General features: G+C 60.9%; 22 protein-coding genes. 6 read left to right on the forward strand and 16 right to left on the reverse strand.

The window, feature by feature from the left end; genetic code table 11:
* Positions 1-18: 18 nt before the first annotated feature.
* The 12 genes from ACD590_RS25110 to ACD590_RS25165 form a co-directional block, all read right to left on the reverse strand.
* Positions 19-1410 carry an aldehyde dehydrogenase family protein gene (locus ACD590_RS25110; protein WP_439003625.1) on the reverse strand — a complete coding sequence of 464 codons (1392 nt, stop codon included), beginning with the start codon at positions 1408-1410 and terminating at the stop codon, positions 19-21.
* Position 1411: 1 nt separating this feature from the next.
* Positions 1412-3058, reverse strand: coding sequence for an acetolactate synthase large subunit (locus tag ACD590_RS25115; RefSeq protein ID WP_018245609.1), 1647 nt, complete (start codon positions 3056-3058; stop codon positions 1412-1414).
* A 248-nt stretch (positions 3059-3306) separates the two neighbouring features.
* Positions 3307-3834, reverse strand: a complete 528-nt coding sequence (locus ACD590_RS25120) for a GNAT family N-acetyltransferase (RefSeq protein WP_018516793.1) — start codon at positions 3832-3834, stop codon at positions 3307-3309.
* Complete coding sequence (locus tag ACD590_RS25125) at positions 3831-4109, reverse strand: DUF1778 domain-containing protein (RefSeq protein WP_018245607.1); 279 nt, start codon at positions 4107-4109, stop codon at positions 3831-3833. The genes ACD590_RS25120 and ACD590_RS25125 overlap by 4 nt, the downstream gene beginning before the upstream one ends.
* 153 nt (positions 4110-4262) lie before the next feature.
* On the reverse strand, positions 4263-5141 hold the full coding sequence (locus ACD590_RS25130) for a DUF6030 family protein (RefSeq protein WP_026188693.1): 879 nt from the start codon (positions 5139-5141) through the stop codon (positions 4263-4265).
* A gap of 323 nt (positions 5142-5464) precedes the next feature.
* Positions 5465-7579, reverse strand: a complete 2115-nt coding sequence (locus ACD590_RS25135) for a carboxy terminal-processing peptidase (RefSeq protein ID WP_018245605.1) — start codon at positions 7577-7579, stop codon at positions 5465-5467.
* 147 nt (positions 7580-7726) lie between these two features.
* Positions 7727-8206, reverse strand: a complete 480-nt coding sequence (locus ACD590_RS25140; RefSeq protein ID WP_439003626.1) for an MEKHLA domain-containing protein — start codon at positions 8204-8206, stop codon at positions 7727-7729.
* A 127-nt stretch (positions 8207-8333) separates the two neighbouring features.
* A complete protein-coding gene (locus ACD590_RS25145; protein ID WP_018516795.1) occupies positions 8334-9524 on the reverse strand; it encodes a M20 aminoacylase family protein in 1191 nt (396 codons plus the stop codon).
* A gap of 71 nt (positions 9525-9595) precedes the next feature.
* Positions 9596-10375 (reverse strand): amino acid ABC transporter ATP-binding protein, encoded by a 780-nt coding sequence (locus ACD590_RS25150; protein WP_018245602.1) that lies wholly within the window; start codon positions 10373-10375, stop codon positions 9596-9598.
* On the reverse strand, positions 10372-11301 hold the full coding sequence (locus tag ACD590_RS25155; RefSeq protein WP_018245601.1) for an amino acid ABC transporter permease: 930 nt from the start codon (positions 11299-11301) through the stop codon (positions 10372-10374). The genes ACD590_RS25150 and ACD590_RS25155 overlap by 4 nt, the downstream gene beginning before the upstream one ends.
* A complete protein-coding gene (locus ACD590_RS25160) occupies positions 11298-12188 on the reverse strand; it encodes an ABC transporter substrate-binding protein (RefSeq protein WP_026188692.1) in 891 nt (296 codons plus the stop codon). The genes ACD590_RS25155 and ACD590_RS25160 overlap by 4 nt, the downstream gene beginning before the upstream one ends.
* 55 nt (positions 12189-12243) lie before the next feature.
* The gene (locus ACD590_RS25165) at positions 12244-13206 is read right to left on the reverse strand and encodes a nitrate ABC transporter substrate-binding protein (RefSeq protein ID WP_439003627.1); all 963 of its coding nucleotides are present in this window, start codon (positions 13204-13206) and stop codon (positions 12244-12246) included.
* Between the two features lie 101 nt (positions 13207-13307).
* On the opposite strand from ACD590_RS25165, the gene ACD590_RS25170 reads away from it, so the two are divergent.
* A complete protein-coding gene (locus ACD590_RS25170) occupies positions 13308-14633 on the forward strand; it encodes a PLP-dependent aminotransferase family protein (RefSeq protein WP_026188691.1) in 1326 nt (441 codons plus the stop codon).
* Between the two features lie 58 nt (positions 14634-14691).
* On the opposite strand, the gene ACD590_RS25175 is transcribed toward ACD590_RS25170, so the two are convergent.
* Positions 14692-15414 (reverse strand): response regulator transcription factor, encoded by a 723-nt coding sequence (locus tag ACD590_RS25175; protein ID WP_003562390.1) that lies wholly within the window; start codon positions 15412-15414, stop codon positions 14692-14694.
* Between the two features lie 13 nt (positions 15415-15427).
* Complete coding sequence (locus ACD590_RS25180) at positions 15428-16666, reverse strand: GAF domain-containing sensor histidine kinase (RefSeq protein WP_018245597.1); 1239 nt, start codon at positions 16664-16666, stop codon at positions 15428-15430.
* A 281-nt stretch (positions 16667-16947) separates the two neighbouring features.
* On the opposite strand from ACD590_RS25180, the gene ACD590_RS25185 reads away from it, so the two are divergent.
* The 5 genes from ACD590_RS25185 to ACD590_RS25205 all read left to right on the forward strand — a co-directional run bounded on the left by ACD590_RS25185 (position 16948) and on the right by ACD590_RS25205 (position 22307).
* Positions 16948-17964, forward strand: coding sequence for an ABC transporter substrate-binding protein (locus tag ACD590_RS25185; RefSeq protein ID WP_018245596.1), 1017 nt, complete (start codon positions 16948-16950; stop codon positions 17962-17964).
* A 71-nt stretch (positions 17965-18035) separates the two neighbouring features.
* On the forward strand, positions 18036-19487 hold the full coding sequence (locus ACD590_RS25190) for a sugar ABC transporter ATP-binding protein (protein ID WP_032981518.1): 1452 nt from the start codon (positions 18036-18038) through the stop codon (positions 19485-19487).
* A complete protein-coding gene (locus ACD590_RS25195; protein ID WP_018245594.1) occupies positions 19484-20431 on the forward strand; it encodes an ABC transporter permease in 948 nt (315 codons plus the stop codon). Before ACD590_RS25190 ends, ACD590_RS25195 begins: the two co-directional genes overlap by 4 nt.
* Positions 20428-21378 (forward strand): ABC transporter permease, encoded by a 951-nt coding sequence (locus ACD590_RS25200; RefSeq protein WP_439003628.1) that lies wholly within the window; start codon positions 20428-20430, stop codon positions 21376-21378. Before ACD590_RS25195 ends, ACD590_RS25200 begins: the two co-directional genes overlap by 4 nt.
* Before the next feature lie 14 nt (positions 21379-21392).
* Positions 21393-22307: an SMP-30/gluconolactonase/LRE family protein gene (locus ACD590_RS25205; protein ID WP_131590899.1), complete on the forward strand. Its 915-nt coding sequence runs from the start codon at positions 21393-21395 to the stop codon at positions 22305-22307.
* Positions 22308-22399: 92 nt separating this feature from the next.
* Here ACD590_RS25205 and ACD590_RS25210 read toward each other — a convergent pair whose 3' ends face one another.
* Both ACD590_RS25210 and ACD590_RS25215 read right to left on the reverse strand, forming a co-directional pair.
* The gene (locus ACD590_RS25210; RefSeq protein ID WP_439003629.1) at positions 22400-24031 is read right to left on the reverse strand and encodes a GMC family oxidoreductase; all 1632 of its coding nucleotides are present in this window, start codon (positions 24029-24031) and stop codon (positions 22400-22402) included.
* A 195-nt stretch (positions 24032-24226) separates the two neighbouring features.
* On the reverse strand, positions 24227-25021 hold the full coding sequence (locus ACD590_RS25215; RefSeq protein ID WP_439004044.1) for an alpha/beta fold hydrolase: 795 nt from the start codon (positions 25019-25021) through the stop codon (positions 24227-24229).
* Positions 25022-25124 lie beyond the last annotated feature (103 nt).

Raw genomic sequence — 25124 nt, forward strand, 5'->3', positions numbered from 1 at the left:
ACGGAGTACCGACTGATCTTAAGTAACCTGGTTGAACACGACCATCTTGTCGTCGGCCATCTCTTCCATCGTTGAGGGAATGCCGCCGACCCCGTATCCGGACTGTCTGCGTCCGGCGAAAGGCATCCAGTCGGTGCGAAACGCCGTATGGTCGTTGACGAGAACGGCCGATGCATCCAGATGTTTTGCCGCCTTGAGAGCAACCGCTATGTCGGCGGAAAAGACGCTTGCCTGGAAGGCATAGGGCAGCGAGTTGGCAATGCGGATCGCATCGTCGAGGTCGCGGTAGCCGAAGACGCAAGTCAGCGGTCCAAAGACCTCGAGCACCGACACTTTCGCTTCGACAGGCGGGTTCAGCAGAACCGAAGGCAGAAGCGTCGTATCGGACATCCGCCCGCCGCCGATCTGCTTGGTCCCGGCATCCGTCGCCTCCTTGATCCAGCTCATGACGCGGTCCGCCTCGCGCGGCAGGATGAGCGGCCCTACCTCGGTTTGTGCAAGCTTGGGATCGCCGACATGCAGGGCTGCAACCTTGGCGGCGAGAGCCTCGGTGAAGGAAGCCAGAATATCTTCGTGCACGAAAAGACGCTGCGCCGACACGCAGACCTGCCCAGCGTGGTAATAGCCGCCCTTGACGATGGTGCCGACAATCGCATCGACATTGGCGCTGCGGTCGACGATGACGGGTGCCGCTCCGCCATGTTCCAGCGCGCATCGGGTGCCCGGCGGCAACTTGCTCTTGAGGTGCCAGCCGACCTTTGCAGAGCCGATGAAACTCAGAAACGCCACGCGACGATCGGTTGCGAAGGCTTCGGCAAGCGCATTGTCCTCGGTGATGAGGGTCTGGCACCAGCGTTCGTCGAGACCGGCCTTCCAGAATAGCTTGACGATCTCGATGCAGGAAATCGGCGTCGTTGCCGCCGGCTTCACGATCACAGGGCAACCGACCGCAATCGCAGGCGCGATCTGATGGATAATGAGATTGAGCGGATGGTTGAACGCCGATATCGCCGCCACGACCCCGATCGGCTCCTTGGTGGTGAAAGCCCATCGGTTCGCGCTGGCCGCAGTCAGCCCCATGGGGATTTCCTTGCCGCCGAAATTGCGCAGTTCGTCTGCCGCGTTCACCAGGCCGTCGATCCCGCGCGTCACCTCGATGATTGCGTCGGTCAGCGGTTTGCCGCCTTCGCGGGCGATCATCATCGCAAAGCGGTCGCGGTTCTCCTGCAGAAGCGCCGACGCCTTCCTGAGGATTGCCATCCGCTGATGCGCGGGCAGCCAGCTATCGCGATCGGCAAAGGCCTTTGCGGCGAGCTGAAGCTTGCGCTCGAGCGCGGATGCGTCGTCTGCCGGTAGCTCGGCAATCGGCTCACGGTCGAACGCCTGATAGACCTTCATGGTAGACTGCATCTCAGGCCTCCAGTATCGCGGGGAGCCGCTCGCGAAGCTCCTTCACCAGCACGCGTTCATTTTCCGAGTAGTCGACCGGAACGTTCACCAGATGGACGCCACCTCCGGAGAATGCCTCTTCGAGGACTTTTTTGAACTGACCGATATCGTCGACCCTGGTTCCCCTGGCGCCATAGGATTCGGCATATTTCACGAAGTCAGGATTGCCGAAGGTCATCCCGAAATCCGGGAACTCATCCACCGCCTGCTTCCAGCGGATCATGCCGTAAGCATTGTCCTCGATGACAAGAACGACGAGGTTGAGTTTCAGCCGGACGGCCGTCTCGAGTTCCTGGGAGTTCATCATGAAGCCGCCGTCGCCGCAGATCGCCATGACACGCCGCTCCGGGTAGAGCATCGAGGCAACCATGGCCGACGGCAGTCCGGCTCCCATCGTTGCAAGAGCATTATCAAGCAGCAGCGTGTTCGCCATTCGCGTCCGGTAGTTTCGGGCGAACCAGATCTTGTACATGCCGTTGTCGAGCGCCAGTATGCCGTCATGCGGCATCACCTCTCTTATGTCGTGGACCAGCCGCTGTGGCGTGAAGCGATCCTCCGTAGCCCGCGCGGCGATGCGCTCGAGAATGCGCTCGCGGAGATGAAGAAGCGCCTGCGCGTTTGGCAGCTTGCCCTCGAGGCGATCGGCCAGCGCCTTCAGAGAGGGGCCGATGTCGCCGATGACCTCGGATTGCGGGAAATAGACCTGCTCGACGGTCGCCGGCTGATATCCGATATGGACGACCTTCGGACCGCCCTTGCCCATGATGAACGGCGGCTTCTCGATGGTGTCATGGCCGATCGTGACGATGAGGTCGGCCTGTTCGATGGCTTCGTGGACATAGTCGCGCTCCGACAGCGCCGCGGTGCCCATGTAAAGTTCGGTTCCACCCGGAACCGTTCCCTTCCCCATTTGGGTCGTGAAGAACGGGATGCGCGTGCGGATCACGAATTGCGCGATGTCGGAGGTCGAGCGGGGACGCGAGGCGGCGGCCCCGAACATCAGAAGCGGACGCTTGGCCGCGGTGATGAGCGCGGCTGCGCGGTTAAGCGCCGCCTCACTTGCCGTCGGCAGTTCGAGCTGGTGCGGCGCAATCAGCGCCACCTCCTGGCATTCTTCGGCCGCGATATCTTCCGGAAGCTCCAGATGCACCGGCCCCGGCCTTTCCTCCTGGGCGATGCGGAACGCCTCCCTGACCGTCGTCGGGATCATCTGCGGCGATACGATCTGCCTTGCGAGCTTGGTCAGCGGCTTCATCGACGCGACGACGTCGACCACCTGGAAACGCGCCTGGCGGGATGAGAGGATCCCTTTCTGACCGGTGATCATCACCATCGGCATCGCACCGAGCAAGGCGTATGCCGCACCCGTCGAGAGGTTGAGAGCACCCGGCCCAAGCGTCGTCAGGCAGACGCCGGGCTTGCCAGTCAGGCGGCCATAGGTCGCGGCCATGAACGCCGCCGCCTGCTCGTGTCGGGTGAGCACGAGCTCAATCGACGACTTGCGGATGGATTCGACGACGTCGAGATTCTCTTCGCCGGGAATGCCGAAGATGCGCTCGACACCTTCGTTCTCAAGCGCTGCCACTAGAAGATCGGAGCCTTTGGTCATGGATGTGTGCCCGTGCTGTTTGATTCGAGGCTTCAAAAGGAAGGATCCTTCGAAGATATGTTCTTTTCCGGGCCTGTCCATGCGTTCGGCGGCATCGGCGGTTGTCCTCAATCCCGGTGAGAGTTTGTAGATAGGATTTGGGGCGGGAATAAAAAAGCTCTCCGCAGTTCTGCTGGCAAACAGCTTTGACGGATGATGTGAGATGTCGCGGTTCGGGCCGGCAGCACAATGGCTTGGCGGCTAAACGGCTACAGGAGCCCCTTGGCCTTGAAGTCGGCGGCGAAGGTGGCAAGCGGCATAACGAGGGTGAGCGGTTTCCCTTGCAGCGGTTCGGCGCCGTAGCTGGCATACCAATGGGCGGCGCGCTCGCTCTTGGCATCGATGATTAGCAGGATCCCGCCGCCCTCGCTGGCGAGCCGCAGGCAACGGAGCGCTGCAGCAGCGATGAGCTGACCGCCTAAACCTTTTCCCGCCACCTTTATGTCGGTTGCCAAGCGCGCGAGCTTGAAGCCTGCGACTTCATGGCGTGCGAGGCCTCTCGTCATCTTCGGAGGCACGGCCTCATGCGTAACGGCAGAGGGCGCGACTGTGTAGAATCCGAGGATGCGATCAGGGTGGGCCTTGTCGATAGCGCAGAAGGTTTTCGCCGCATTCTGCTCATGGCTCTGCCGGGCGAAGCGCCGAATGAACTCGTTCATTGCCGCATCACCGCAATCGAATGAGGCCCGATCATGCGACTTAGCGATCGGCTCTTCATGCCAGACGGGGAGGGTCACAAGGCATCCGGTAGAGCAGAGATCGCGGCGCGTAGTCTCGCGTTTGGTTTGGGCGGGCGTTCAAGCAGGTCGAGGATGCGGATGAAATCGCGGCTCGAAACGGTCTCAACTTCAGCAGCCTGGATGACGGCTTCGGCTTCAGGTACTATCTTATCGAGAATGAAATCGGCCATATCCTTGTTCGAAAGGGCAGCTGCGCGCGCGATCATTGCCTTCTGCTTTGGCGGGATGCGCAGCTGGTAGCGTTCGGATTTATTGTCCGCGGTTCTCGGCATAACTATCTCCTTGATCTCAATATAACGTACACATAGTATGTGTACAAGAAGATTTAGGGATGATCGCAGCATTCATGGCCGAATCACCACGGCGGTCTGTTTGGCTGCTCGGCGTGACGCTTTCATCGCTCAAAACGATGAAGCCGTCGATGTTTAGCCACAGTTCCAAATTGATCTTGGACTTTGACGGGGGCTTGCGACGTCATTGAGCGCAATTGGCTGATATGGATGCCCCCAAGCGCTCCCTGAAGATGAAGCTGGCAGGAGCACTGCGGGCATCTGTAGCCAGCGCTCAGTCGAAAAATACATCTTGGTCCTCACCTGCGAACCTGAAGTCGCCTTAAGGCCAAGAACAAAATTAAAGATATTTGCGCTGCCGGCTTCACGTGTGAAGCTGAGATAGGAGCCGAATCGTTCGTATTCGACATTTTGAAGGTTTTGGATCGAGGCAAGAGTATCCTCGAAATCACGCCAGCACGCCTGCTTCACAATGATCTCGAAAATGCGTAGGACGGCCGGGGCGAGGCGTCCCTGGGCGTCGGTCGTTGGCCCAATGATCTTGGCGCGGATCTCAAGAATGTCGCCCATTTCATCTCCGCGAACCTTCAGGAAGGTCGAGCTGAGCGGACGCACCTCGTCCCGTTCGTAGATGCGCTGAAAATAGCATTCATAGCTGCGATTGCGCATCGATGCGGCTTTCCATTCGCTCATCTCGATGCCGGCCTCTCGAAGAGCACCGCAAATATTCGGCCCCGAGACGCGCCATATCCGCAGAAACTGACTTGCCAATTCCAGCTTCGGGACCTCGATCAGCTGCAGCGATATCGACATCGGCGGGAGGGTAGAAGGAGCCGCCGGATCAGGGCGGGCGGCTATGCGAGATGATCGGACAGCCTTATTGAGAGCTCGATGTTCATAGGGCCTGACCGGCTCTTCGAGGTGGTGGATTTCGCGATAAAAGACAACGATGCCTGCAAGAAGCAAAACGGGTATCAAAAGGCCCCAAAGCAGAGACCGGCGGTTGCTCAGCAACGGGAAATTCCGGTGCCAAAGCGGGCTGTCGCGAGGAGGATCGACTGCTGATAGCACTTTGTCCACGGCGCGACCTCACGAGAAAAACAGGAGCGGCTGCGAGCTCGAACTCAATCAACCTCGATCCTATTTGCGACCAACCGGTACCGGTCGGCGCGTGGACCAATCAGCCCTGCTGGCGACTCCTTCTCAGGCGAGCAACGGATATGAAAAACGGTACAGTCTGTCCGACTCACCTTCAACACTGCAAGTGTGAAGTCGCGTGTGTCGAGCGTCAAGCAGCAACCCCAGTGGACGGCGTTCGCCCTCTAGGTGTCGAATGACTATTTTCCGTCCGTTTTTCCCGTTTGTTTCGTGGCTGCCTTTAGCATGCCTTCCTGCAAATCCACCTCGTCGGCAAGAATGGCGGCCGCCTCATCCAGCAGGACGTCTTTGGCGTTCTTGCGGGCATTCTCGATGGCAATATCAGCGCTCAGGCTGCGCTCGCCGGCCTCAAGGCCATCATCTCCAAGATCCTCGCCATCCCCTGCTTCCGCTCGATCCTTGAAGCGTTTCTCGCGAGCCGTCGCTTCTTTGCGACGCTCGGCTTCATTGAGGGAGATGACCCCTTTTTCGCGCTGGGCCTTGAGGTCGGCAATGTCTTTCAACAGGCGTTGGAAGTCCGGATCGCTGCCAACCCGCGCATCATGGCGGCTTTGCAATGTCGGCAGCAGCGTCGTGACAGTGTCAGCGGGCGTGTAGTTCGCGGGCTTGATCTCAGCCCACGGCAGCGCATTGTCATAACTGGTCTCCCCGAAAACAGTCGGATCGGACAGTCCCGGCAAGCCGATATCAGGCGTCACGCCGCGCAGCTGCGTCGTACCGCCGTTGACCCGGAAAAACTGGGCAATTGTCACTTTCAGCTCCCCGAACTCGGGTTTGCTGTTGCGGACGATCTGGTCAAGATCGATGACGGTTTGAACGGTGCCCTTGCCGAAACTGGGTTCACCGACGATTACGCCTCGACCGTAGTCCTGGATTGCCGCGGCAAAAATCTCCGAAGCCGACGCCGAGCCGCGATTGATCAGGACACCCATCGGACCTGTCCAGACAGGCGCTGCAAACTCAGCACTTTTAACCTCGATCTTGCCGTCGCTGCGACGTTGCTGAACGACCGGTCCATTGCCGATGAAGAGACCGGTCAAATCAATTGCCTCGTCCAATGAACCGCCGCCATTGTTGCGCAGGTCAATGAGAACGCTGTCGACCTTTTCCTGCTTCAGTTCGTCGAGAAGCTTGGCGACATCGCGGCTTGCGCTTTTGTAATCCTTGTCGCCTTTGCCCTTGGCTTCAAAATCCTCATAGAATACCGGCAGCGTGATGATCCCGATTTTACGCGTGGCGTCGCCCGCCTTCACGGACAGCACAGTCTTCCTGGCGGCCTGCTTGTCGAGACTGATTTTATCGCGCACCAGGCTGATGACGCGGTGCGTGCCATCTGCTCCGGCATCTGCCGGCAGGATGTCCAGCCGCACGACGGAGCCTTTTTTTCCGCGTATCATCTGCACGACTTCATCAAGGCGCGTGCCCACCACTTCCTTGATCGCCCCATCCTTGCCTTGACCAACACCGGTAATGCGGTCTCCGACCGCGAGCTTGCCGGACAGTTGCGCCGGCCCGCCAGGCACGAGCTCACGGATCGTCGTGTAGTCGTCGCGTTCCTGCAGCACAGCTCCGATACCAAACAGCGAAAGCTTCATCGAGACATTGAAGTCGGCTGAAGCGGCCGCGCCGAAATAGTCCGTGTGCGGATCGATCGACGTCGAATAGGCGTCCATGAACGACTGGAACACGTCGTCGCTTTTGAACTTGTAGGCGCGCTCGAGTGTGTTTTCGTAACGTTTGTCGAGCGTTTCGCGAATAGCCGTGTCGGTTTTGCCGCCGAGCTTCAGCCGCAACCAGTCGCTTTTGACGCGTTTGCGCCAAAGCTCATTGCTTTCGGCTTCCGACTGCGACCACGGCGCTTTATCGCGCAGCACCGAATAATTTTCCTGCGTACTGAAATCGAAGCCCTGCTTCAGCAGGCTGCGCGCGTAGTTCATGCGGTCGACAACGCGCTGTTCATAGGCGTTGAAAATCGCAAACGGGATCTTCAAGTCCTTCCGTTCTATCGCATCGTCGATCTCGTTGCGATCTGACATAAACCTGTCGATATCCGCTTGCAGGAAGAGCATGCGGTCCGGATCAAGTGACTTGATGAACCCATCCATGATCCTGGCCGACAAGGCGTCGTCGAGTGGAACGGGCTTGTAGCTATACCGCGAAAGAAATTGTGCGCTCAACTCAGCGGCTTGCGCCTGTCGCTTTAGCGGCGCCAAAACAGGCGGTGATGCGACTTCAGCATATGCGGACTGTGCAATTGCAAGAAATGCACCAAGGAAAACGTAGGCTATGCGCATGCAGCGTTGATCCAATTCTTTATGCCTGATGTCGATGTGCGATCTATGTGACGCAATCATGGTTTTTTGGCAACCAAGTGGCAAACGATGGTTTGCAAAGCCGCGGAAACATATCCGGCGCGTGGTCGGCGTCTCCGCAGCCGGCGCTCAATCCGCCTGCACGTCTTGCCAGGAGTCGAATGTCGCAGCCTGACCACGACGGTGTCCGCTGCGGTCGACGAGATCCCAGACGATGGCTTTCTCGATATAGAAACGCCGTCCTGACTTGGCGATGCGAAGTCCGCGGTAGTCGGCGATAAAGCCGTTGGCCGCTACGGCATTCAACAACCTGTCACGTTCCGCGCGATCGGGTGCCTCCGCCGAAAGACGCGATGGCAAAGTGATGAACTCGTCCCACGAATATTCAAAGCAGGCCTGAGCAGCGCGGTTTGCGTAGATGAAGCGCGGATCGGCGTCAGTGTTGTGGGCAAGGACAACCGCCGGCGACTGCTCGTAAAGCCATTCGGCACCCTGGCCCTTGGGCGTCAGGCTGCGTCCTACGCTTCGTTCGAAGCTTTCCGCCATCAGTGCGTAAAATTCGAGATCGTAAGACAAGTCGAGGCCGGCGTCGGTATAGTTGGCAGTCATGCTGCCCATCCTGAATTGCGGCGAGAGATCTTGTGATCTTCTCGCTTGAAAAGGGAATAAAAAATCCTTTTGCGCTACAGAAAGTGCAAGCTCAAATGCGACCCGGTCAAGCCCGGCGACTGGGACTTCAGGCGTCGTCCTGGAGGTAGCGCTCCGCGAGCCTAGCCCACATGGCCGCACCTACCGTCAGGCTGGCATCGGCGAAGTCATATTTGGGGCTATGCAGGATGGCGGAATTCATGCCGTTGCCGAGGCGCAGGAAGCTGCCCGGCTTGTGCTCGAGAAAGTGCGAAAAATCTTCGCTGCCGGGAATGAGCGGGCACGTCGCGACCTTGTCTTCGCCGATCAGTTCTGCCGCAACGATGCGGGCAAAATCCGTCTCGGCAGGCGAGTTGACGACGACAGGATTGCCGCGATCGTAGTCGATCTCGATCGAAGCATTGTGACCCTCGGCCACCGCGCGGGCTAGCTTCGTGATGCGTTCCTGCAGGAGATCGCGAATGCCAGGCTCGAAGGAGCGCACGCTCAATGCGAGCTTGGCATATTCCGGAATGACGTTGACGGCGTCGCCGGCATGGATCGTGCCGACGGTGATGACCGCTGTCTGGGTCGGATCGAGGTTGCGCGAGATGATCGTCTGCAGCGAGACGACGAGGTTGCACGCCACGACCACGGGATCGATGGTCAGGTGCGGCCGCGACGCATGGCCGCCTTTGCCCTTGATGGTAATCTCGACGGTATCCGACGCCGCCATCATCGGGCCGGATCGCAGCAGGATGGTGCCTTCGGGAGCGCCGGGGTGGTTGTGGAGGCCAAAGATTGCGTCGAACGAAAATCGCTCGAACAGGCCGTCGGCGATCATCGCCTGGGCGCCGCTATTCTTGCCCGCCTCTTCCGCCGGCTGGAAGATCAGCGTCACCGTGCCGTTGAAGCGGCGGGTTCGGGCGAGATATTCGGCGGCGCCGAGCAGCACGGTGGTGTGGCCGTCATGGCCGCAGGCATGCATCTTGCCGGGGGTGCCGCTGGCATAGGCAAGCCCGGTTTCCTCGACGATCGGCAGCGCATCCATATCGGCGCGGATGGCGATGCCCTTGCCACCCTTGCCGGCGCTGAGCCGCGCAACAACCCCATGGCCACCGACATTGCGGGTCACGTCGTAGCCCCAGCCTTCCAGCTTTTCCGCGACGTAACGTGCCGTTTCCGCTTCTTCAAAGGAGAGTTCCGGATGGGCATGCAGATACTGGCGGGTCGCCTTCAGCTCCCCCTCCATGGCTTCGAAGTCGGAAAGGCGGGCATAGGCATTGTCGAGCGTGGGCATGAAAACATCCAGTATTGGTCGAAAAGGACGATTGTTCCGACCCGAGGGCCGAAGCAGCGAGGTGACACCAGTCAGAGAAAACGGGCGAGGAAAGCCTGGGTTCGGGGATGTTGCGGATTGCCGATGACATCCTCGGGCTTGCCCATTTCAACGACATTGCCGCCATCCATGAACACCACCCGATCGGCCGCCTCACGGGCGAAACCGATCTCGTGGGTCACGACGATCATCGTCAGGCCCTGTTTGGCGAGATCGCGCATGGTGGAGAGAACTTCGCCGACCAGTTCCGGGTCGAGCGCAGAGGTGGGCTCATCGAACAGCATCAGCTTGGGCTTGATCGCAAGGGCGCGGGCGATGGCAACGCGCTGCTGCTGACCGCCGGAGAGTTGCCGGGGATAGCTACCCGCCTTTTCCGACAGGCCGACCCGCTCCAAAAGCCGCATGGCGTTCTCGGTTGCGGCCTTGCGGCTTTCTCCGTGCACACCGATCGGAGCTTCGATGATGTTCTGCAGCACCGTCATATGCGGATAGAGATTGAACTGCTGGAACACCATGCCGATCTTGCGCCGCTGGCTGGCGATCCCGTTGCTGGACAGCTTTTCCAGCCGGTTTTTACGAAGGCGATAGCCGATCTGTTCGCCATCGACTTCGATGAACCCCTTATTGATCGCTTCGAGATGGTTGATGCAGCGCAGGAAGGTCGATTTTCCCGAGCCGGACGGGCCAAGCACCACGACGACTTCACCCGGCATGACGTCGAGGTCGATCCCCTTTAGCACTTCGAGCCGGTCGAAAGATTTGTGGACGTTGCGGGCTCTGACGAGAGGTTTTGCAATTTCGGCACCGGTCAATGGCTTGCCTCCTCGGCAAGGGTCTCGGATTTGGCGGCAGCGGCGTTGTTGCGACGTTCGCTGCGCCCGTAATAGGCTTCGATATAGCTCTGGCCGAGATTGAGGATCGAGGTGATGAAGAGGTACCAGAGGACGGCAACCAGCAGCATCGGCACGATCTCGAAGGTGCGATTGTAGATCGACTGGACGGAATAGAGCAAATCGGCCATGGCGATGACGCTGACGAGCGACGTTGCCTTGATCATGCTGATCAGCTGGTTGCCCGTCGGCGGCACGATCGAGCGCATCGCCTGCGGAATGATGATCCGCCACAGCGCCCTCGCCTTGGTCATGCCGAAGGCTTCCGCCGTCTCGAACTGGCCGCGATCGACCGAGAGCAGCCCGCCGCGAATGATTTCGGCCATGTAGGCCGCTTCGTTCAAGGCAAGGCCGACGATCGCCGCCGTCATCGGCGTGATCACCGAATTGGTCTCCCAGCTTGCGAGCGCCGGACCAAACGGAATGGCGAGCGAAAGTTCGGGAAAAAGGGTCGAGAGATTGTACCAGAAGATCAGCTGCACCAAGAGCGGCGTGCCGCGAAAGAACCAGATGAACAGCGATGCCAGTGAACGGGCGAGCCGGTCATTAGACAGCCGGGCGATCGCCAGTCCGAGGCCGAGAACGATACCGATGGCCATAGCGACCACCGTCAGGCCCAGGCTGACGTAAAGGCCACTGATGACAGTCGGATCGAAGAAATAGGCCGCGACGACAGGCCAGCCAAAATTCTCGTTATGAGCGACGATCCACAAGAAGTTCGCGGCAATCAGGAGCACGACCACCCATAGGATGAGCCTGCCCGTTTGAAAGGGCTTGTGGGCGTGGGCAACATCGCGGAAGTCCGCACCGCCCAAAGGCGGTGCGCCAATCGAATGGTGGTCGCTCATTTCGGCAGGTTTCCGCCAAGATTGAGGCCGGGCTGCTTGATCATGTTGTTCTCAAGACCCCACTTCTTCATGATGGCGGCATAGGTCCCGTTATCCATCAACGCCTTGATCGAGTCGAGCAGAACGGGGCCGAGCGGGGAACCTTTCGGCACGACGGCGCCCTGGTAGAGATCGTCAAAGCCATTCTTCTGGCCAACGCCGCTCAGTTCCAGCTGGCCGTTTGCCTGAGACACGAAATATGTCAACGGCGCCTGCGAGGAGAAGAAGGCATCGGCGCGTTTGGAGCGGACTGCCAGGATCGAGCTCGGCTGGTCGGTGTAGGACTGCACTTCGGGCGCGGGCTTGCCACCCGCCTTGCACTTTTCGACCTGGGCCTGGATCACCTTTTCGGCGGAGCCGCCGGCCATGACTGCAATGCGATTGCCGCAGGCGCTATCGAGCGAATCGATGGCCTTCGGATTGCCCTTCTGAACGGAGAAGACCACGTATTCCTGAACCCAGTCGATGAAATCATTGGCCTCTTCACGGGTTTTGAAGTCACCGATCGGGCCGAAGGCGAACTGGTATCGGCCGGAATTGATGCCGGCGAGCAATGCGGTCAGTCCGCTGACGGTTTCGTGCTCGATCGTAACGCCGAGCATCTGGCCGATTGCATCGGTCAGATCGGCGCTGGCGCCCGTCAATTTCGTGCCGGTGACGATCTCATAGGGAGGAAAGGAACCATTGTTGACGGAGATCATCTTGCCGTCCGTGCGGATCTTCTCCGGCAGGCGGGCGTGAAGCGCGTCGTTGACGGTCTGTTTTGGTACGGCCGCCTCCTCAGCGAACACCGACGTCGTCATCATCAGGCCCAGCAGGGCGGCGGAAGCGATCAGTTTCGAATGCATGTCATTCCCCTTTTTGGTTTTGCGAAAATGGTAGTTCAACATGACGCGAAGAGTTTCACCGGGCCTTGGCGTGCCACGGAAACAGCTCGGCGGGTGTCAAAAGGCGCGGCATGATCTTCTGTTCGTAAAGTTCCTCGGCAAAGTCGGCGATCATTGCCTCGTTCTCGGCAAGCCCGCTGGCCCTCCAGGTCGGCGGCAGATCGGCCGCGCAGCGGCGCAGTTCGTCGATCATCCACGGTGTTGTGTCGGCGTATTTCTCACGCTTTTCCAGCCACAGACGCTGGGACTCGTCGATCAACTCGCTGAGTTCATCCATGATCCAGGGATGCTCCCGGACGATATCAGCCTTGAAGCCGATCAGATGCATGCCCGGGATATAGCCGACCTCATTGAGGTAAGCGACTTCAGCGGCGCGGAAATCATCCAGCACCTGTCGCAGGGGCGATTCCTGATCGAAGAAACCCTTCGGCATGAAGGGCGTGAACACGGCGTCGAGCCCGCCATCCAGCAAAAGATCGACCATCGGACGCTCGCCGGGGACAGCCTCGATGCGGCCAGGCCGTCCAAAGCCATCGAGCCGGTCGACGATCGGGTGAGCTTCCGTCAGGCGCCCGGCATACCACATGGCATCCTCAACGCCGACGCCCTCCCGGCGCAACGCAGCACGGGTCCAGGTATTTCCGGAATCGCGCCAGCCGGTTACGCCGATCTTCTTGCCGCCGAGATCGGACAGCGTGCGGATCGGACTATCCTTGGTGGTGATAATGCAGCGATGGCGGAAGCCGCGCATGATGAAGTTCGGCATGCCGACGATCCGATCATCGCCATCATGACGCATCTGCGAATAGCGGCTGAAGGACATTTCCGCGGCGTCATGCGCCGCGTCATCGGCGAGGCTGGAGACCAGCGTGCCTACACGATCCACTTTGATATGGAGACGGGAAGAACTGACGTCACCGAGCACCAGCGGTGTCATGTAATCCCAGTCTCTAAGGGCGATGCTAAGCGTTACAGGCATGCAAAAAACTCACTGAAATGGCTCGACGAGGGGCAAATTAAATGTTCAAAATAACGAGCACAAATGTTATTACGTTATTGAACATTTAAAGTGAGAAAAAAATGGGCGACGCGGTCGAAGCCTCCTGGTTTGCCGAAAAAATAGCCGATCGCAGCATCAGGGGGATCGCTCTCGAAACAAGCGCGCTGATCCGTGCCGGTGTCCTGCCCATCGGCACGCGCCTGCCGGCGATCCGCGATATCGCCTACGAATTGCATGTCAGTCCGGCGACGATCTCCGAAGCTTGGAGCGAATTGCGGCGGCAGAAGATCATCAGCGGCCGGGGGCGCAACGGCACCTGGGTCAGCGGCGACCGCTTTGTCGCCAAGCCGGAACGCCTCGCCAGCTCGGGAAACTATAGGGAAGGTGTGCTCGACCTTACCTTAGCCGGGCCGGATGCAGCACTTCTTCCCCGCCTGGCCGAAGCAATGGCCTATGGCGCGTCCGTCGACGATCTCAACAGCTATGAGCGGAGCCGGATCGTACCTGAGTTGAAGGACGCCGTTTCAGAGCGATGGCCCTATGAGGCGGAAGCCTTTCTGGCCACCAATGGCGGTTACAACGCCGTCTATACGATATTGCATGCGCTGGTCTCCTCTGGCTCGGCGGTCGCGATCGAACATCCGACCGCCATGCGACTGCTCGATATTCTGGAAGATCTCGGCGTGAAAATCATTCCTGTCGCCTGCGACGGCGAAGGCCCCCTGCCGGATTCGCTGCGCGAAGCTTTGCGGCAACGTCCCGCGGCCTTCCTGTTCCAGCCGCGGTTGCATTCCGTGACCGGCGTTACGGTCAGTTCATCCCGCCTCGATCAGCTCGGAGATGTGCTGGAAGACAGCGATACGCTTGTCATCGAGGACGATGGCGTCGGCGACGTGTCGGCGGCACCTCCGCAGTCGCTCGGTGGCCGATTTGCGGAGCGGACGATCCATATCCTGTCACTCTCGAAAAGCCTCGGCCCGGATCTGCGTCTCGCGGTCCTGTCGAGTTCCGCGCCTATCGTCGACCAGATCCAGTCTTACCGCTCCTTCAGTGCCGGCTGGACCAGCCGTATCCTGCAAAGTGCCGCCGCCTGGTTATTGCGCGATCCGGCAACCTGGCAGCTTATCGGCGAGGCGCGCGAGATCTATCAGCAGAGGCGCGACGCTCTTGCCGAAGCGCTCAGCGAACGGGGAATACCGATACCGCCAGGCCAGGGCCTGTGCCTCTGGGTGCCCGTCGTCTCCGAACCATTCGCGATGGTGACGCTCGCCGCACGCAATATCGCCGTCAACCCGGGCAACAAATTCTCCGTCTTGCCAAGCAGTCATATTCGAGTGGCGACGAGCACACTCAGCGATCGCTGCGAGGAAGCTGCCGATGCAATCGCGCTGGCTCACGCGCCGTGAAAGGCAGTGGCCGCAGCCCACGTCTCTGATCCCCAGTCATTCCACGCAAGTCCGGAAACTACTTTCCCTCAAGCCATTCCTGCAGCTCTGCCTCCGCCCGCTCCAGAGCGCTGTAATTCAGGAGTTTGCGTAGGAAAGCGACGGTGACGGCGCGGGCGCGCAGATTGAAGCGGCCGTCCTCGTGGTCGTCACCGGCGCTCTGGTAGACGTCGAGCTTATCGTAAAGCTGCTGCAGACGGTTCTGCACGCTGCGCAGCGACAGGCCCCGACGTTTGGCGATGGCCCGGTCGGTGAGGCCGAGCGCGATATCGACGAGGATCTCGTATTCAGAATCGGTGAAGCCGTTCGTCTGGCCGAGGCTCTTCTGCTGCAGGCCCCGCACCTCGCGGTCGATGACGCACTGGCTCTCGATGAAGATCGAGCGCAGCGCAAGCTTCAGCCGCTCGTCGGAGGCGGATTTCAGCACATAGCCATAAGCGGCGCCATCCGGCACGATGCGGGAGACGCCACGCACATAGGCCTCATCCGAGTAATTCGACCAGAACAGGATGCGCGTTTCCGGCCGCTCCTTCCAGATGGTGCGCGCCGCCTCGATACCGTTGCGGTTCGCCATCTGCAGGTCCATGACGATATGCGCCGACTTGTGGTCGCGGGCGAGCTTCTCGCCGACGGTTCCGTTCTCCGCCTCGATCACCGTGTCGCATTCCGGCAGAGCTGCGTTGACCGCCTCGTGCAGATAGGACCGGTGCAGCGGGTCGTCCTCGACGATCAGAACCTTCATGGTGCCCTCCTCCTCAGTTTGGCCCGATTGCCGGGTCGTGCGGTACGAGTGGCAGCACGACGCGCACCGCAGTCCCGCGATTGTTGTGGCCCGGCCCGGTCGTGAACCGCGCCGAAATCAGCCGCGCACGGGTCTTCATATTGTCGATGCCACCGCCGATCCGTCCCCGCGCTTTGGTGAGGCCGGTTCCGTCGTCGGAGATTTCGATCGATAGCCGGTCGTCATCGGCCTCGAGCCGCACGGTGACGGCGAGCGGGGCGGCATGGCGCACCGCATTGTTGATCGCCTCCTGCGCGATCCGGAACAGCGCGACGCTGACGGTCGGTTCCAGTCGCTCCAGTGCGCCGTGCGTTTCGTCGACAAGGCCCCATTCGATCCCCGATCCGCTGTCGCGGGTCGATCGGTCCAGATGATGCTCGATCGCCTGGGCGAGGCCGAAGAGCTGGAGCACCGAGGGTTTTGCCTGTTCGATGATCTGCCGCAGATCCTGCATGCAATGCTGCAGGGAACGGGAGATCGGCTCCAGCGCCTCGGGCGCCACCTCTCCGTTGCGCGACAGCCGATCGATCCGGCGGGCGAGCCGCGTCAGGTCGGCGAGCGTCTGGTCGTGCAAGTCCATGCCGATGCGCTGGCGTTCCTGCTCCAGGGCTTCGGTAAGCTTCAGCGCACCTTGCCGCAAGCCCTCCTCGCGGGCGCGGGCTTCTGCCTCGACAATGGCCGAGCGTTGCGCCTGCTCAGCCGCTTGCAGCGCGAAGAAATAGGGCGTCAGCAGGTCGGCGATAATACGGGCGCGTTCGATATCCTCCATCGTATAGACGCCCGCCCTGTGCGACGAACAGGAGAGCGCCGCGATGATCGTGCCCTGCACCTTCATGGGCACATGCAAGCGGCTCCTCAGCGACTGTTCGACGATCGGCCGCTTGAACGCGCCCTCGAAGTGGAAACGCGGGTCGGTCATGGCGTCGTCCGCCAGCAGAAAATCCACCTCGCCCCAGAGCAGCGAGCGGATGGGGCTGTTGACAACAGGAGCACCGGCAAGGCCGCCCCAGGCGGTCTCGATGCCCGTCTCATAGGCCGTGTGGTAGTTGCCGCCCTCAAGCAGCACGCAAACATCGAGATGGTCGTGCGGGATGATATGGGCGACCTCGGCCGCAACGGAACGGATAGCCGAGCGGAAGTCGAGCTGGCCCGCGAGCAGCCGGGAAATGCCGAGATAGTGGTCGAACATGGCTGCGGGTACGAGATGCAGCATCGTCAGTTCCTCCCCGAGGCCGCAGCAGGCTCCTCAACCCGCAGCGTCTCCTTCCCAGTAAGCGCCCGCGGACGCGTCGCCGTCTTGCGTAAACCCGCAGCTTGTTGCGCAAATCCCGCAAACGACTTGCCGCCTTGCCCCTGTACAGGCCGATCGATCTCCCGCATCCTGCCCTTACTGAGAGGAGGAAGCTCAGTGCAAGAACAATTTTCACTCGGACCCAATTGGGCCGGCAGGAGTGAAGCGATCCGCCGACCAGCGCGATCATCAGGGAGGAAGACATGACAATCCGTAAGATGCTTCTGGCATCGGCCGCTATTGCTTGCGCCGCGATGCCCGTTTCCGCCTTTGCCGATACGTCGGCCAAGAAGATCGCTCTTTCCAACAACTATGCCGGCAACTCGTGGCGCCAGGCCATGCTGACGAGCTGGGGCAAGGTGACGGGTGAAGCCGTGAAGGCTGGCACCGTTGCCGCAGCCGACCCTTTCACCACTGCTGAGAACCAGGCGACGGAACAGGCCGCTCAGATCCAGAACATGATCCTGCAGGGCTATGACGCCATCGTGCTCAACGCCGCCTCGCCGACGGCGCTGAATGGTGCGGTCAAGGAAGCCTGCGACGCCGGCATCACCGTCGTTTCCTTCGACGGCATCGTGACCGAACCCTGCGCCTGGCGCATCGCCGTCAACTTCAAGGAAATGGGCCGCAGCGAAGTCGAGTACCTGTCGAAGAAGATCCCGGACGGTGGCAACCTGCTCGAGATCCGCGGCCTTGCCGGTGTCTTCGTCGACGACGAGATCTCGGCCGGCATCCACGACGGCGTCAAGCAGTTCCCGCAGTTCAAGATTGTCGGCTCCGTTCACGGCGACTGGGCGCAGGACGTGGCGCAGAAGGCTGTTGCCGGCATCCTGCCGAGCCTGCCCGACATCGCCGGCGTGGTGACGCAGGGTGGCGACGGCTATGGCGCCGCACAGGCGATTGCCGCGACCGATCGGAAGATGCCGATCATCATCATGGGCAACCGCGAAGACGAGCTGAAATGGTGGAAGGAGCAGAAGGACGCGAAGGGCTACGAGACCATGTCGGTGTCCATCGCGCCCGGCGTCTCGACGCTTGCCTTCTGGGTGGCGCAGCAGATCCTCGACGGCAAGGAAGTCAAAAAGGACCTCGTCGTGCCCTTCCTGCGCATCGACCAGGATAATCTAGAAACCAATCTCGCCAATACCCAGGCCGGCGGCGTCGCCAACGTGGAATACACGCAGGCAGACGCAATCAAGGTCATCGAGTCGGCAAAGTAAATCTCCCGGCGACTGCCGCGCGGCCGCAGATGGCCGCGCGGCATTTTTTGCAAGCAGGCATGGCGGGCAGCATGGATGAGGTTTTGAAGGCGGTGATCGCCGTCGATGGCGCCAAGGTGAGCTTCGGCGCGGTCAGGGCACTCGATGGCGTGACCCTCCGCGTCATGCCGGGCGAATGCGTCGGGCTCGTCGGGCACAATGGAGCCGGCAAGTCCACCATCGTCAGCGTCATCAACGGCGGCCTCACGCCGCACGAAGGAAGTGTGGCAAGCGACGGCGAGCGGCTGGAGCGCTACGGTATCAACGCGGCGCGTGCCCGCGGCGTGCGCTGCGTCTTCCAGGAGCTTTCGCTCTGCCCCAACCTTTCGATCGTCGAGAACACGCGCATCATGCATCGCCATCTCGGCGGCTTCGGCTGGCGCAGGCGCGCCGCAGAGATCATCGAGAAAAGCCTCGATGCCGTCTTTCCCGGCCACGGCATCGACAGCAGCCGGACCGTCGGCGATCTTTCGATCGCCGAGCGGCAGATGGTCGAGATATCAATGGCCTTTTCCGACGCCGGCATTGCACCCCGTCTGGTGATCCTCGACGAACCCACTTCGTCGCTCGATGCAAGCCTTGCCCGGCAGATGCTCGACTATGTTCGCCGCTTCATCGCGACCGGCGGGTCCGTCATCTTCATCTCGCATATCCTGCACGAGATCCTCGAAACCTCCGATCGCATCGTCGTCATGAAGGATGGCCGTGTCGTCGCCGAGCGCCCGGCGCAGGGCTTCGACCATCACGGCCTGGTGGAAGCGATGGGCACCGTTGCGAAAGAGGAGACCAAGCAGCGCTCGGCGCGCGAACAATCCACCGCCCAGCTCATTCTCTCCCATCAGGCGAAAGGCCTGCCCTTTGCGGCGCGCAAGGGTGAGATCATCGGACTGGCGGGTTTGGCCGGCCACGGGCAGACCGAGCTGCTGCTCGCCCTGCATGCCGCCAAATCCGGCAACTGGCTGCCGGAGCGCGATCCTGTCGTCACCTTTGTCGCCGGCGACCGACGCCTCAACGGCGTCTTCGAGCTGTGGAGCATCCTGCGCAATTTCTCCATCGCCTCGCTCGCTGACCTCTCCCGGCGCGGCCTCATCCTCGCGGGCGAAGAGGAGACGAAGGGCGCTGACTGGAAGCGGCGGATCGAGATCCGCACGCCCGACATGGACAATCGTATCCTCTCGCTTTCCGGCGGCAACCAGCAGAAGGTGCTCTTTGCCCGGGCGCTGGCGACACGCGCGCCTGTCGTCTTGATGGACGATCCGATGCGCGGCGTCGATGTCGGCACCAAGCAGGAGGTCTACGCGATCATCCGCGAGGAAGCGGCGCGTGGCCGCACCTTCATCTGGTACTCGACCGAAATGGACGAGGTCCGCCTCTGCGACCGCGTCTATGTCTTCCGCGAAGGCCGCATCACGGCCGAACTCGCCGGCGACGCCGTCAACGAGAAGAATATCATCGCCGCCTCCTTCGAAGGGGTCGCCGCATGACGGTCCGGCTGTCGTCCGACGCCATGCGTCTTGCCATTCCCGCCTTGTCGCTGACGCTGCTGCTTGCCGCCGTCTTCTGGCTGCAGCCGCGCGCCATGAGCTATGTCGGGCTCAACTTGCTGTTCAACCTGGCTGTGCCGATCGCGCTGGCGACGATCGCCCAGATGATCGTGATGGCGGTCAACGATCTCGATCTCTCGATGGGCACATTCGTCAGCTTCGTCGCCTGCGTCACCGCAACCTTTCTGCGGGATGCCCCGGTGACCGGCGTGCTGATCCTTGCCGGCGCGATCGCAACCTATGCGGCGCTTGGCGTCGTCATCTATCTGCGCGACCTGCCCTCCATCGTCGTGACCCTCGGCATGAGCTTCGTCTGGGGTGGCCTTGCCGTATTGCTGCTGCCGGCACCGGGCGGGCAGGCGCCCGATTGGGTCCGCTGGCTGATGACCGTCAAGCCGCCGCTGGCGCCGATGGCGATCGTCGCCAGCATCGTCATCGCCGTGGTTGCCCATCTCCTCATCATGCGCTCCTCGCTCGGCGTGCTGATGCGCGGCATTGGCGGCAACCAGCGCTCGGTCGAGCGCGCCGGCTGGTCGATTGTCGCGGCGCGCGCTGCCGCCTATGGGCTTGCCGGCCTCTTTGCTGTGCTCGCCGGCATTGCCCTTGTCGGCCTGACCACCTCGGCCGATGCCAATATCGCACTGCGCTACACGCTGCTGTCGATCGCCGGCGTGATCCTTGGCGGCGGCGAGTTCATCGGCGGCCGCGTCTCCCCGGTCGGCGCCGTCATCGGCGCGCTGACGCTGACGCTCGCCGGCTCGTTCCTGTCCTTCCTGCGGATCTCGCCGGACTGGCAGATCGGGGCCCAGGGCGCGATCCTGATCATCGTGCTCGCACTTCGTCTGATGCTGAACCGCCTGGAGAAGCGGGAGAAGCGCCGATGACCCCTCTCCTTCGCCTCTTTCGCAAACCCTGGATCTGGTCGTGGCTTGCCGCCTTTGTCGTCTGGTTTCTGACGATCATGGTGACGCTCGGCGCCAGCACGCTTGGCCTGTCGCAGGCAGCCCTCACCTTCGCGGCCTTCTCGGTCATCGTCGGCATCGGCCAGATGTTCGTCATCACGCTCGGCCCCGGCAACATCGACCTCTCGGTTCCCGCCACCATGACGCTTGCCGGCACGGTGGCGCTGAAGCTGATGAATGTCGAAAACGGCATGATCCTGCCCGGCCTTCTCGTCGCCATCGTCATCGGCCTTGTCGTCGGTCTCGGCAACTATGCACTTATCAAGGCGCTGCGCATTCCGCCGATCATCGCCACACTGTCCGTGAGCTTCATCGTGCAGTCTGCCGCGATCTGGACGAACCGGGGACTGCGCATCAAGCCACCGAGCGTGCTGGCGGAATTCACCACGTCGCACACGCTCGGCGTGCCGAATGTGGCGATCGCAGCACTCCTGATCTCGCTGCTGGCCTGGTTCTTGCTCGAAAAGACGATCTACGGGCGCTGGATCTCGGCGATTGGCCAGAGCATGCCGGCAGCCCGCATGGCCGGCATTCCGGTCGACGGCACGCGTTTCGTCACGTACCTCTTCTGCGCCGTTCTTGCCTCGGTCGCGGGCTATCTGCTCGCCTGCTTTTCCGGCGGCGCCGCGCTCAACATGGGCTCGGAATATCTCTTGATGTCGATCGCCGTCGTCGTCATCGGCGGCACGGCGGTCGCCGGCGGTGATTCCAACGTACCGGGCATCTGGGGCGCATCGCTCTTCATGTTCCTGGTCGTCTCCATGCTCAACACTTACGGGCTCGGCGCGGGCATCCGCCTGATCATGACCGGCCTCATCATCATCAGCGTCATCATGCTCGCCGGCGGCCGCCGGGCCGGCATGCGATAAACGGAAAGACCGCCATGGCCGAGGCCAGCATCTACGAAATCCACGACCCGCGCTTCCGGCAGATGATCGTGACCAGCGCCGGTCTCGACGAGCTATATTCAAGCTGCCGCTGGGCGGAGGGTCCCGTCTGGTTCAACGACGCGAACCAGCTGCTGTGGAGCGACATTCCCAACCAGCGCATGCTGCGATGGACGCCTGAGAGCGGCGTCTCCATCTATCGCCAACCCTCCAACTTCACCAACGGCCACACGCGCGACCGGCAGGGACGGCTGATATCCTGTGAACATGGGACGCGCCGCGTCACCCGCACCGAGGTCGACGGCGCAATCACCGTGCTCGCCGACCGTTTCGAAGGCGCCAGGCTCAATTCGCCGAACGACGTGGTGGTAAAATCCGACGGCACGATCTGGTTCACCGATCCGACCTACGGCATCATGTCGGACTATGAAGGCTATCGCGCCGAGCCGGAGCAGCCGACCCGCAACGTCTACCGGCTCGATCCGACGACCGGCGAAATTGCGGCTGTCGTCACGGATTTCATTCAGCCAAACGGCCTCGCCTTCTCGCCCGATGAGACAATCCTCTACGTGGCGGACTCGGCCGCCAGCCATGACGAAAGCCTGCCGCGTCACATCCGCGCTTTCGATGTGATCGACGGCAAAAGGCTCGCGAACGGCCGCGTCTTCTGCCTGATCGACAACGGCATTCCGGACGGCATTCGCACAGACGTCAACGGAAACCTCTGGTCGAGTGCTGCCGATGGCGTCCATTGTTTCGACCCGACCGGCAAACTGATCGGCAAGATCCGCGTACCGCAGACCGTCGCCAACCTCACCTTCGGCGGCCCCCAACGCAACCGGCTGTTTATTGCGGCGACGCGGTCGGTTTATGCGGTGTACGTTGCGGTGAGTGGGGCGCAGGTGCCGTGAGGTTGGTCGCCTTGCACCAATATGGCGCAAGGCGAACAAAAAGCTCGGCGGCCCACGTATGCTGGCCGCCGATCTCCACATAAATCTCTTCATCAGATGGGCTGATTGAACCCTCCGCTCGAGTCCGTAAGGCCATGCATGTTCCGGATCAGATCGGCCGCCCGCTCTCCGATGACAACGCAAGGCGCCATGGTGTTGCCGGTGGTGATACGCGGCATGATCGAGGAGTCTGCGATGCGAAGGCCATCGATACCGTACACCTTGAGCTCACTGTCGACCACAGACCTGCTGTCACGTCCCATTTTGGCTGTGCAGGACTGATGCCAGTAGGTGACCGCCGAACGCCGGATAAAGTCGATCATCCCTGATCTGTCGCGCGCGCCCGGAGCCGCCTCGCCTGTCACCAGTGGCGTGAAAGCATCGCTGTTTCCGAGTTCGCGACACAAGTCCACCGCAGCCAAGGCGGCCGCCATGTCTTCCGGCGCGCTGAGTGAATTCGGTTCGATCAGGATAGGGTCATTCGTATTGGGGCCGGAGAGCCGCAATCGACCACGGCTTTTTGGCTGGGCGAGACCGTTAAACATCGTCCAGCCATGTTCCGGCGTTTCGAGGCCCGTCTCGATCGGCGACGGCACAGCGAACTCCAACTGGCACTGAAGAATGTCCGGCTGCGCAAGACGCGAGTCGCTTTTCCAGTAGAGTTTTGCTTCGCAGCCGCTACCACCGACGGCTTCTGATTTTCGATATGCCCAGGTGCAGCCGAATGCGAGGTGATCCTGATGATTGCGCCCAACGCCAGGTAAGTGTTGAACCACGGGAATGCCATGGGCTTGCAGCTCGTCTTCCGGACCTATGCCCGACTGCATCAACACTTTCGGAGTGTTGATCGCGCCTAGCGACAGTACCGTTTCGCAACGCGCCGTGAATTGACGTCGCTGATCATCGACGACAACCTCGACACCCGTCACGCGCTTGCCATCGAAGATGAGGCGCGTGACCAGTGCGTAGGTCAGCACAGTCAGGTTTGGGCGCGACATGAGCCGACGCACATAGGATCCGAACACGGATTCCCGCTTGCCATCCCGGATCCGCAGTTCAGCGATCGATGCCCCTCCTGGCCCCTCCATCATTTCACCGTTCGGGCTATCGTAGACGGGAATGCCGATAGTGGATGCCGCACTCAACAAGGCCTCTGCGATCGGTTGGGGCGCCTGCGGCTGCGCTACGTAGGCGGGTCCTCCCACGCCGCGACGCGTTGGGTCCGGAGCGCCCTGCCAATCTTCGATCCGGCGATAGTAGCCGAGGATTGACTGATAGCCCCACGCGTCATCGCCGGCTTCAGCGGCAAAGTGGTCCCAATCTCCCCTGTGTCCTCTGGCCCACACCATGACATTGATGCTCGAACCGCCACCGAGCCCTTTGCCCATGCTGAGAGGAAGACGTCGACCGTCCAGGCCAGGTGCCGGTTGTCCGACAAAACCCCAGTCCCGGATCGAGCCGAGATTGAGCGGCCACTGCGTAGGGTTTGTAACGCTCTCGGCCGCATCGTCCCCGCCTGCCTCGAGCAGTAGGACGCTTGCGTTTCCATCCTCTGCCAGTCGCGCGGCAACAACGGAGCCGCTGGACCCGGCGCCGCAGACGATGAAGTCGAAAACATCACCGACCTCGCTCTGAGGAATGGGCGGATTTTTGGGTGCATTCTGGTCATGACTATTCAGCTTCACGTGACTACCTCCGTGAATGGATTCAAAATAATAGCGAAAGTGCTGAGGATCCCGGGGCGAATGCCGGCAATGGATCCTAGGCCGAGATCGTGCGGCCTTCATCTGCTCGCTTTGGCCCGACCTCGCCCGGTTCGACGGGCGCTGCTCTTCGCCATCGGGACAGTGCCGGCTGTCCCGATGAAACTGCGTCTGTCATTACTTCTTCGCCGAGAAGGCCTTGGCGGCCTGATCAATGGTATCCGCGACCACCTTCGGCTGCGTCATGAACAGGGCGTGGCTTGCCGAAACCTTGGTGATCTTCGCCTTGATGCGTTCGGCCATGTGGATCAGCATGGCCTGATCGAATGCCCTATCCTCGGTAGCAATCACAGCCCAGCTGGGCTTGGTGTGCCAGGCAGCATGTTCGAGCTTCGTGCCGAACGCCGACATGTTGATCGGGACTTGCGCGTCTCTCATGAACGCAACATCAGCATGGCTGACGTCATGAGCAAAGCCAGCCTTGAACTTTTCCGGGCTGACATATCCAAAACCATCCTTCGTCGTCTCGATGACGAATTCCGATGCGGGAGCAAATCCTTCGTATTGTTGAGCCGTCGTCTCGCCTGCATCAGGAGAGAGAGCCGAGACGTAAACGAGGCCTGCAACCTTTGCATCAATGCCAGCTTCCGTGATGACCGTGCCGCCCCAGGAATGTCCAACGAGAATGACCGGACCATCCTGCCGTTCCAGCGCACGTTTGGTGGCTGCGACATCGTCTTCGAGAGATGTCAGGGGGTTCTGGACAATGGTAACGCGATAGCCCCGCTTGGTGAGGTTGTCATAAACACCCTTCCAGCCAGAACCGTCCGCAAAGGCGCCGTGGACGAGCACAACATTTCTGACGGATTGGCCTTGAGAGATGGTGTCCGCGGCGTTCGCCGGCAATGCGGCGGCGGACAGTGAGGCTGCAGTAGCAATTGCGGCTATGGTGGTTGTGGTCTTGCGTGGCATGGCTGACTCCTCTGTAATTGCGATAACTGTTATCGCGATATATATAAGCTGGCAGACTTCAGATTGCGCGTCAAGATAATTCTTATCGCGATATTTAATTTTG

The organism is Rhizobium sp. 862_C5_N1_2 (genome assembly GCF_051811205.1).
Lineage (GTDB): Bacteria > Pseudomonadota > Alphaproteobacteria > Rhizobiales > Rhizobiaceae > Rhizobium > Rhizobium leguminosarum.

Coding starts and splice junctions, on each gene's coding strand:
- ACD590_RS25160 (WP_026188692.1), bottom strand. CDS start 12,188: ATGCATTCGAAACTGATCGCTTCCGCCGCCCTGCTGGGCCTGATGATG.
- ACD590_RS25135 (WP_018245605.1), bottom strand. CDS start 7,579: ATGCGCATAGCCTACGTTTTCCTTGGTGCATTTCTTGCAATTGCACAG.
- ACD590_RS25195 (WP_018245594.1), top strand. CDS start 19,484: ATGACGGTCCGGCTGTCGTCCGACGCCATGCGTCTTGCCATTCCCGCC.
- ACD590_RS25190 (WP_032981518.1), top strand. CDS start 18,036: ATGGATGAGGTTTTGAAGGCGGTGATCGCCGTCGATGGCGCCAAGGTG.
- ACD590_RS25115 (WP_018245609.1), bottom strand. CDS start 3,058: ATGACCAAAGGCTCCGATCTTCTAGTGGCAGCGCTTGAGAACGAAGGT.
- ACD590_RS25170 (WP_026188691.1), top strand. CDS start 13,308: ATGGGCGACGCGGTCGAAGCCTCCTGGTTTGCCGAAAAAATAGCCGAT.
- ACD590_RS25205 (WP_131590899.1), top strand. CDS start 21,393: ATGGCCGAGGCCAGCATCTACGAAATCCACGACCCGCGCTTCCGGCAG.
- ACD590_RS25165 (WP_439003627.1), bottom strand. CDS start 13,206: ATGCCTGTAACGCTTAGCATCGCCCTTAGAGACTGGGATTACATGACA.
- ACD590_RS25215 (WP_439004044.1), bottom strand. CDS start 25,021: ATGCCACGCAAGACCACAACCACCATAGCCGCAATTGCTACTGCAGCC.
- ACD590_RS25200 (WP_439003628.1), top strand. CDS start 20,428: ATGACCCCTCTCCTTCGCCTCTTTCGCAAACCCTGGATCTGGTCGTGG.
- ACD590_RS25145 (WP_018516795.1), bottom strand. CDS start 9,524: ATGCCCACGCTCGACAATGCCTATGCCCGCCTTTCCGACTTCGAAGCC.
- ACD590_RS25175 (WP_003562390.1), bottom strand. CDS start 15,414: ATGAAGGTTCTGATCGTCGAGGACGACCCGCTGCACCGGTCCTATCTG.
- ACD590_RS25155 (WP_018245601.1), bottom strand. CDS start 11,301: ATGAGCGACCACCATTCGATTGGCGCACCGCCTTTGGGCGGTGCGGAC.
- ACD590_RS25140 (WP_439003626.1), bottom strand. CDS start 8,206: ATGACTGCCAACTATACCGACGCCGGCCTCGACTTGTCTTACGATCTC.
- ACD590_RS25185 (WP_018245596.1), top strand. CDS start 16,948: ATGACAATCCGTAAGATGCTTCTGGCATCGGCCGCTATTGCTTGCGCC.
- ACD590_RS25180 (WP_018245597.1), bottom strand. CDS start 16,666: ATGCTGCATCTCGTACCCGCAGCCATGTTCGACCACTATCTCGGCATT.
- ACD590_RS25110 (WP_439003625.1), bottom strand. CDS start 1,410: ATGCAGTCTACCATGAAGGTCTATCAGGCGTTCGACCGTGAGCCGATT.
- ACD590_RS25125 (WP_018245607.1), bottom strand. CDS start 4,109: ATGCCGAGAACCGCGGACAATAAATCCGAACGCTACCAGCTGCGCATC.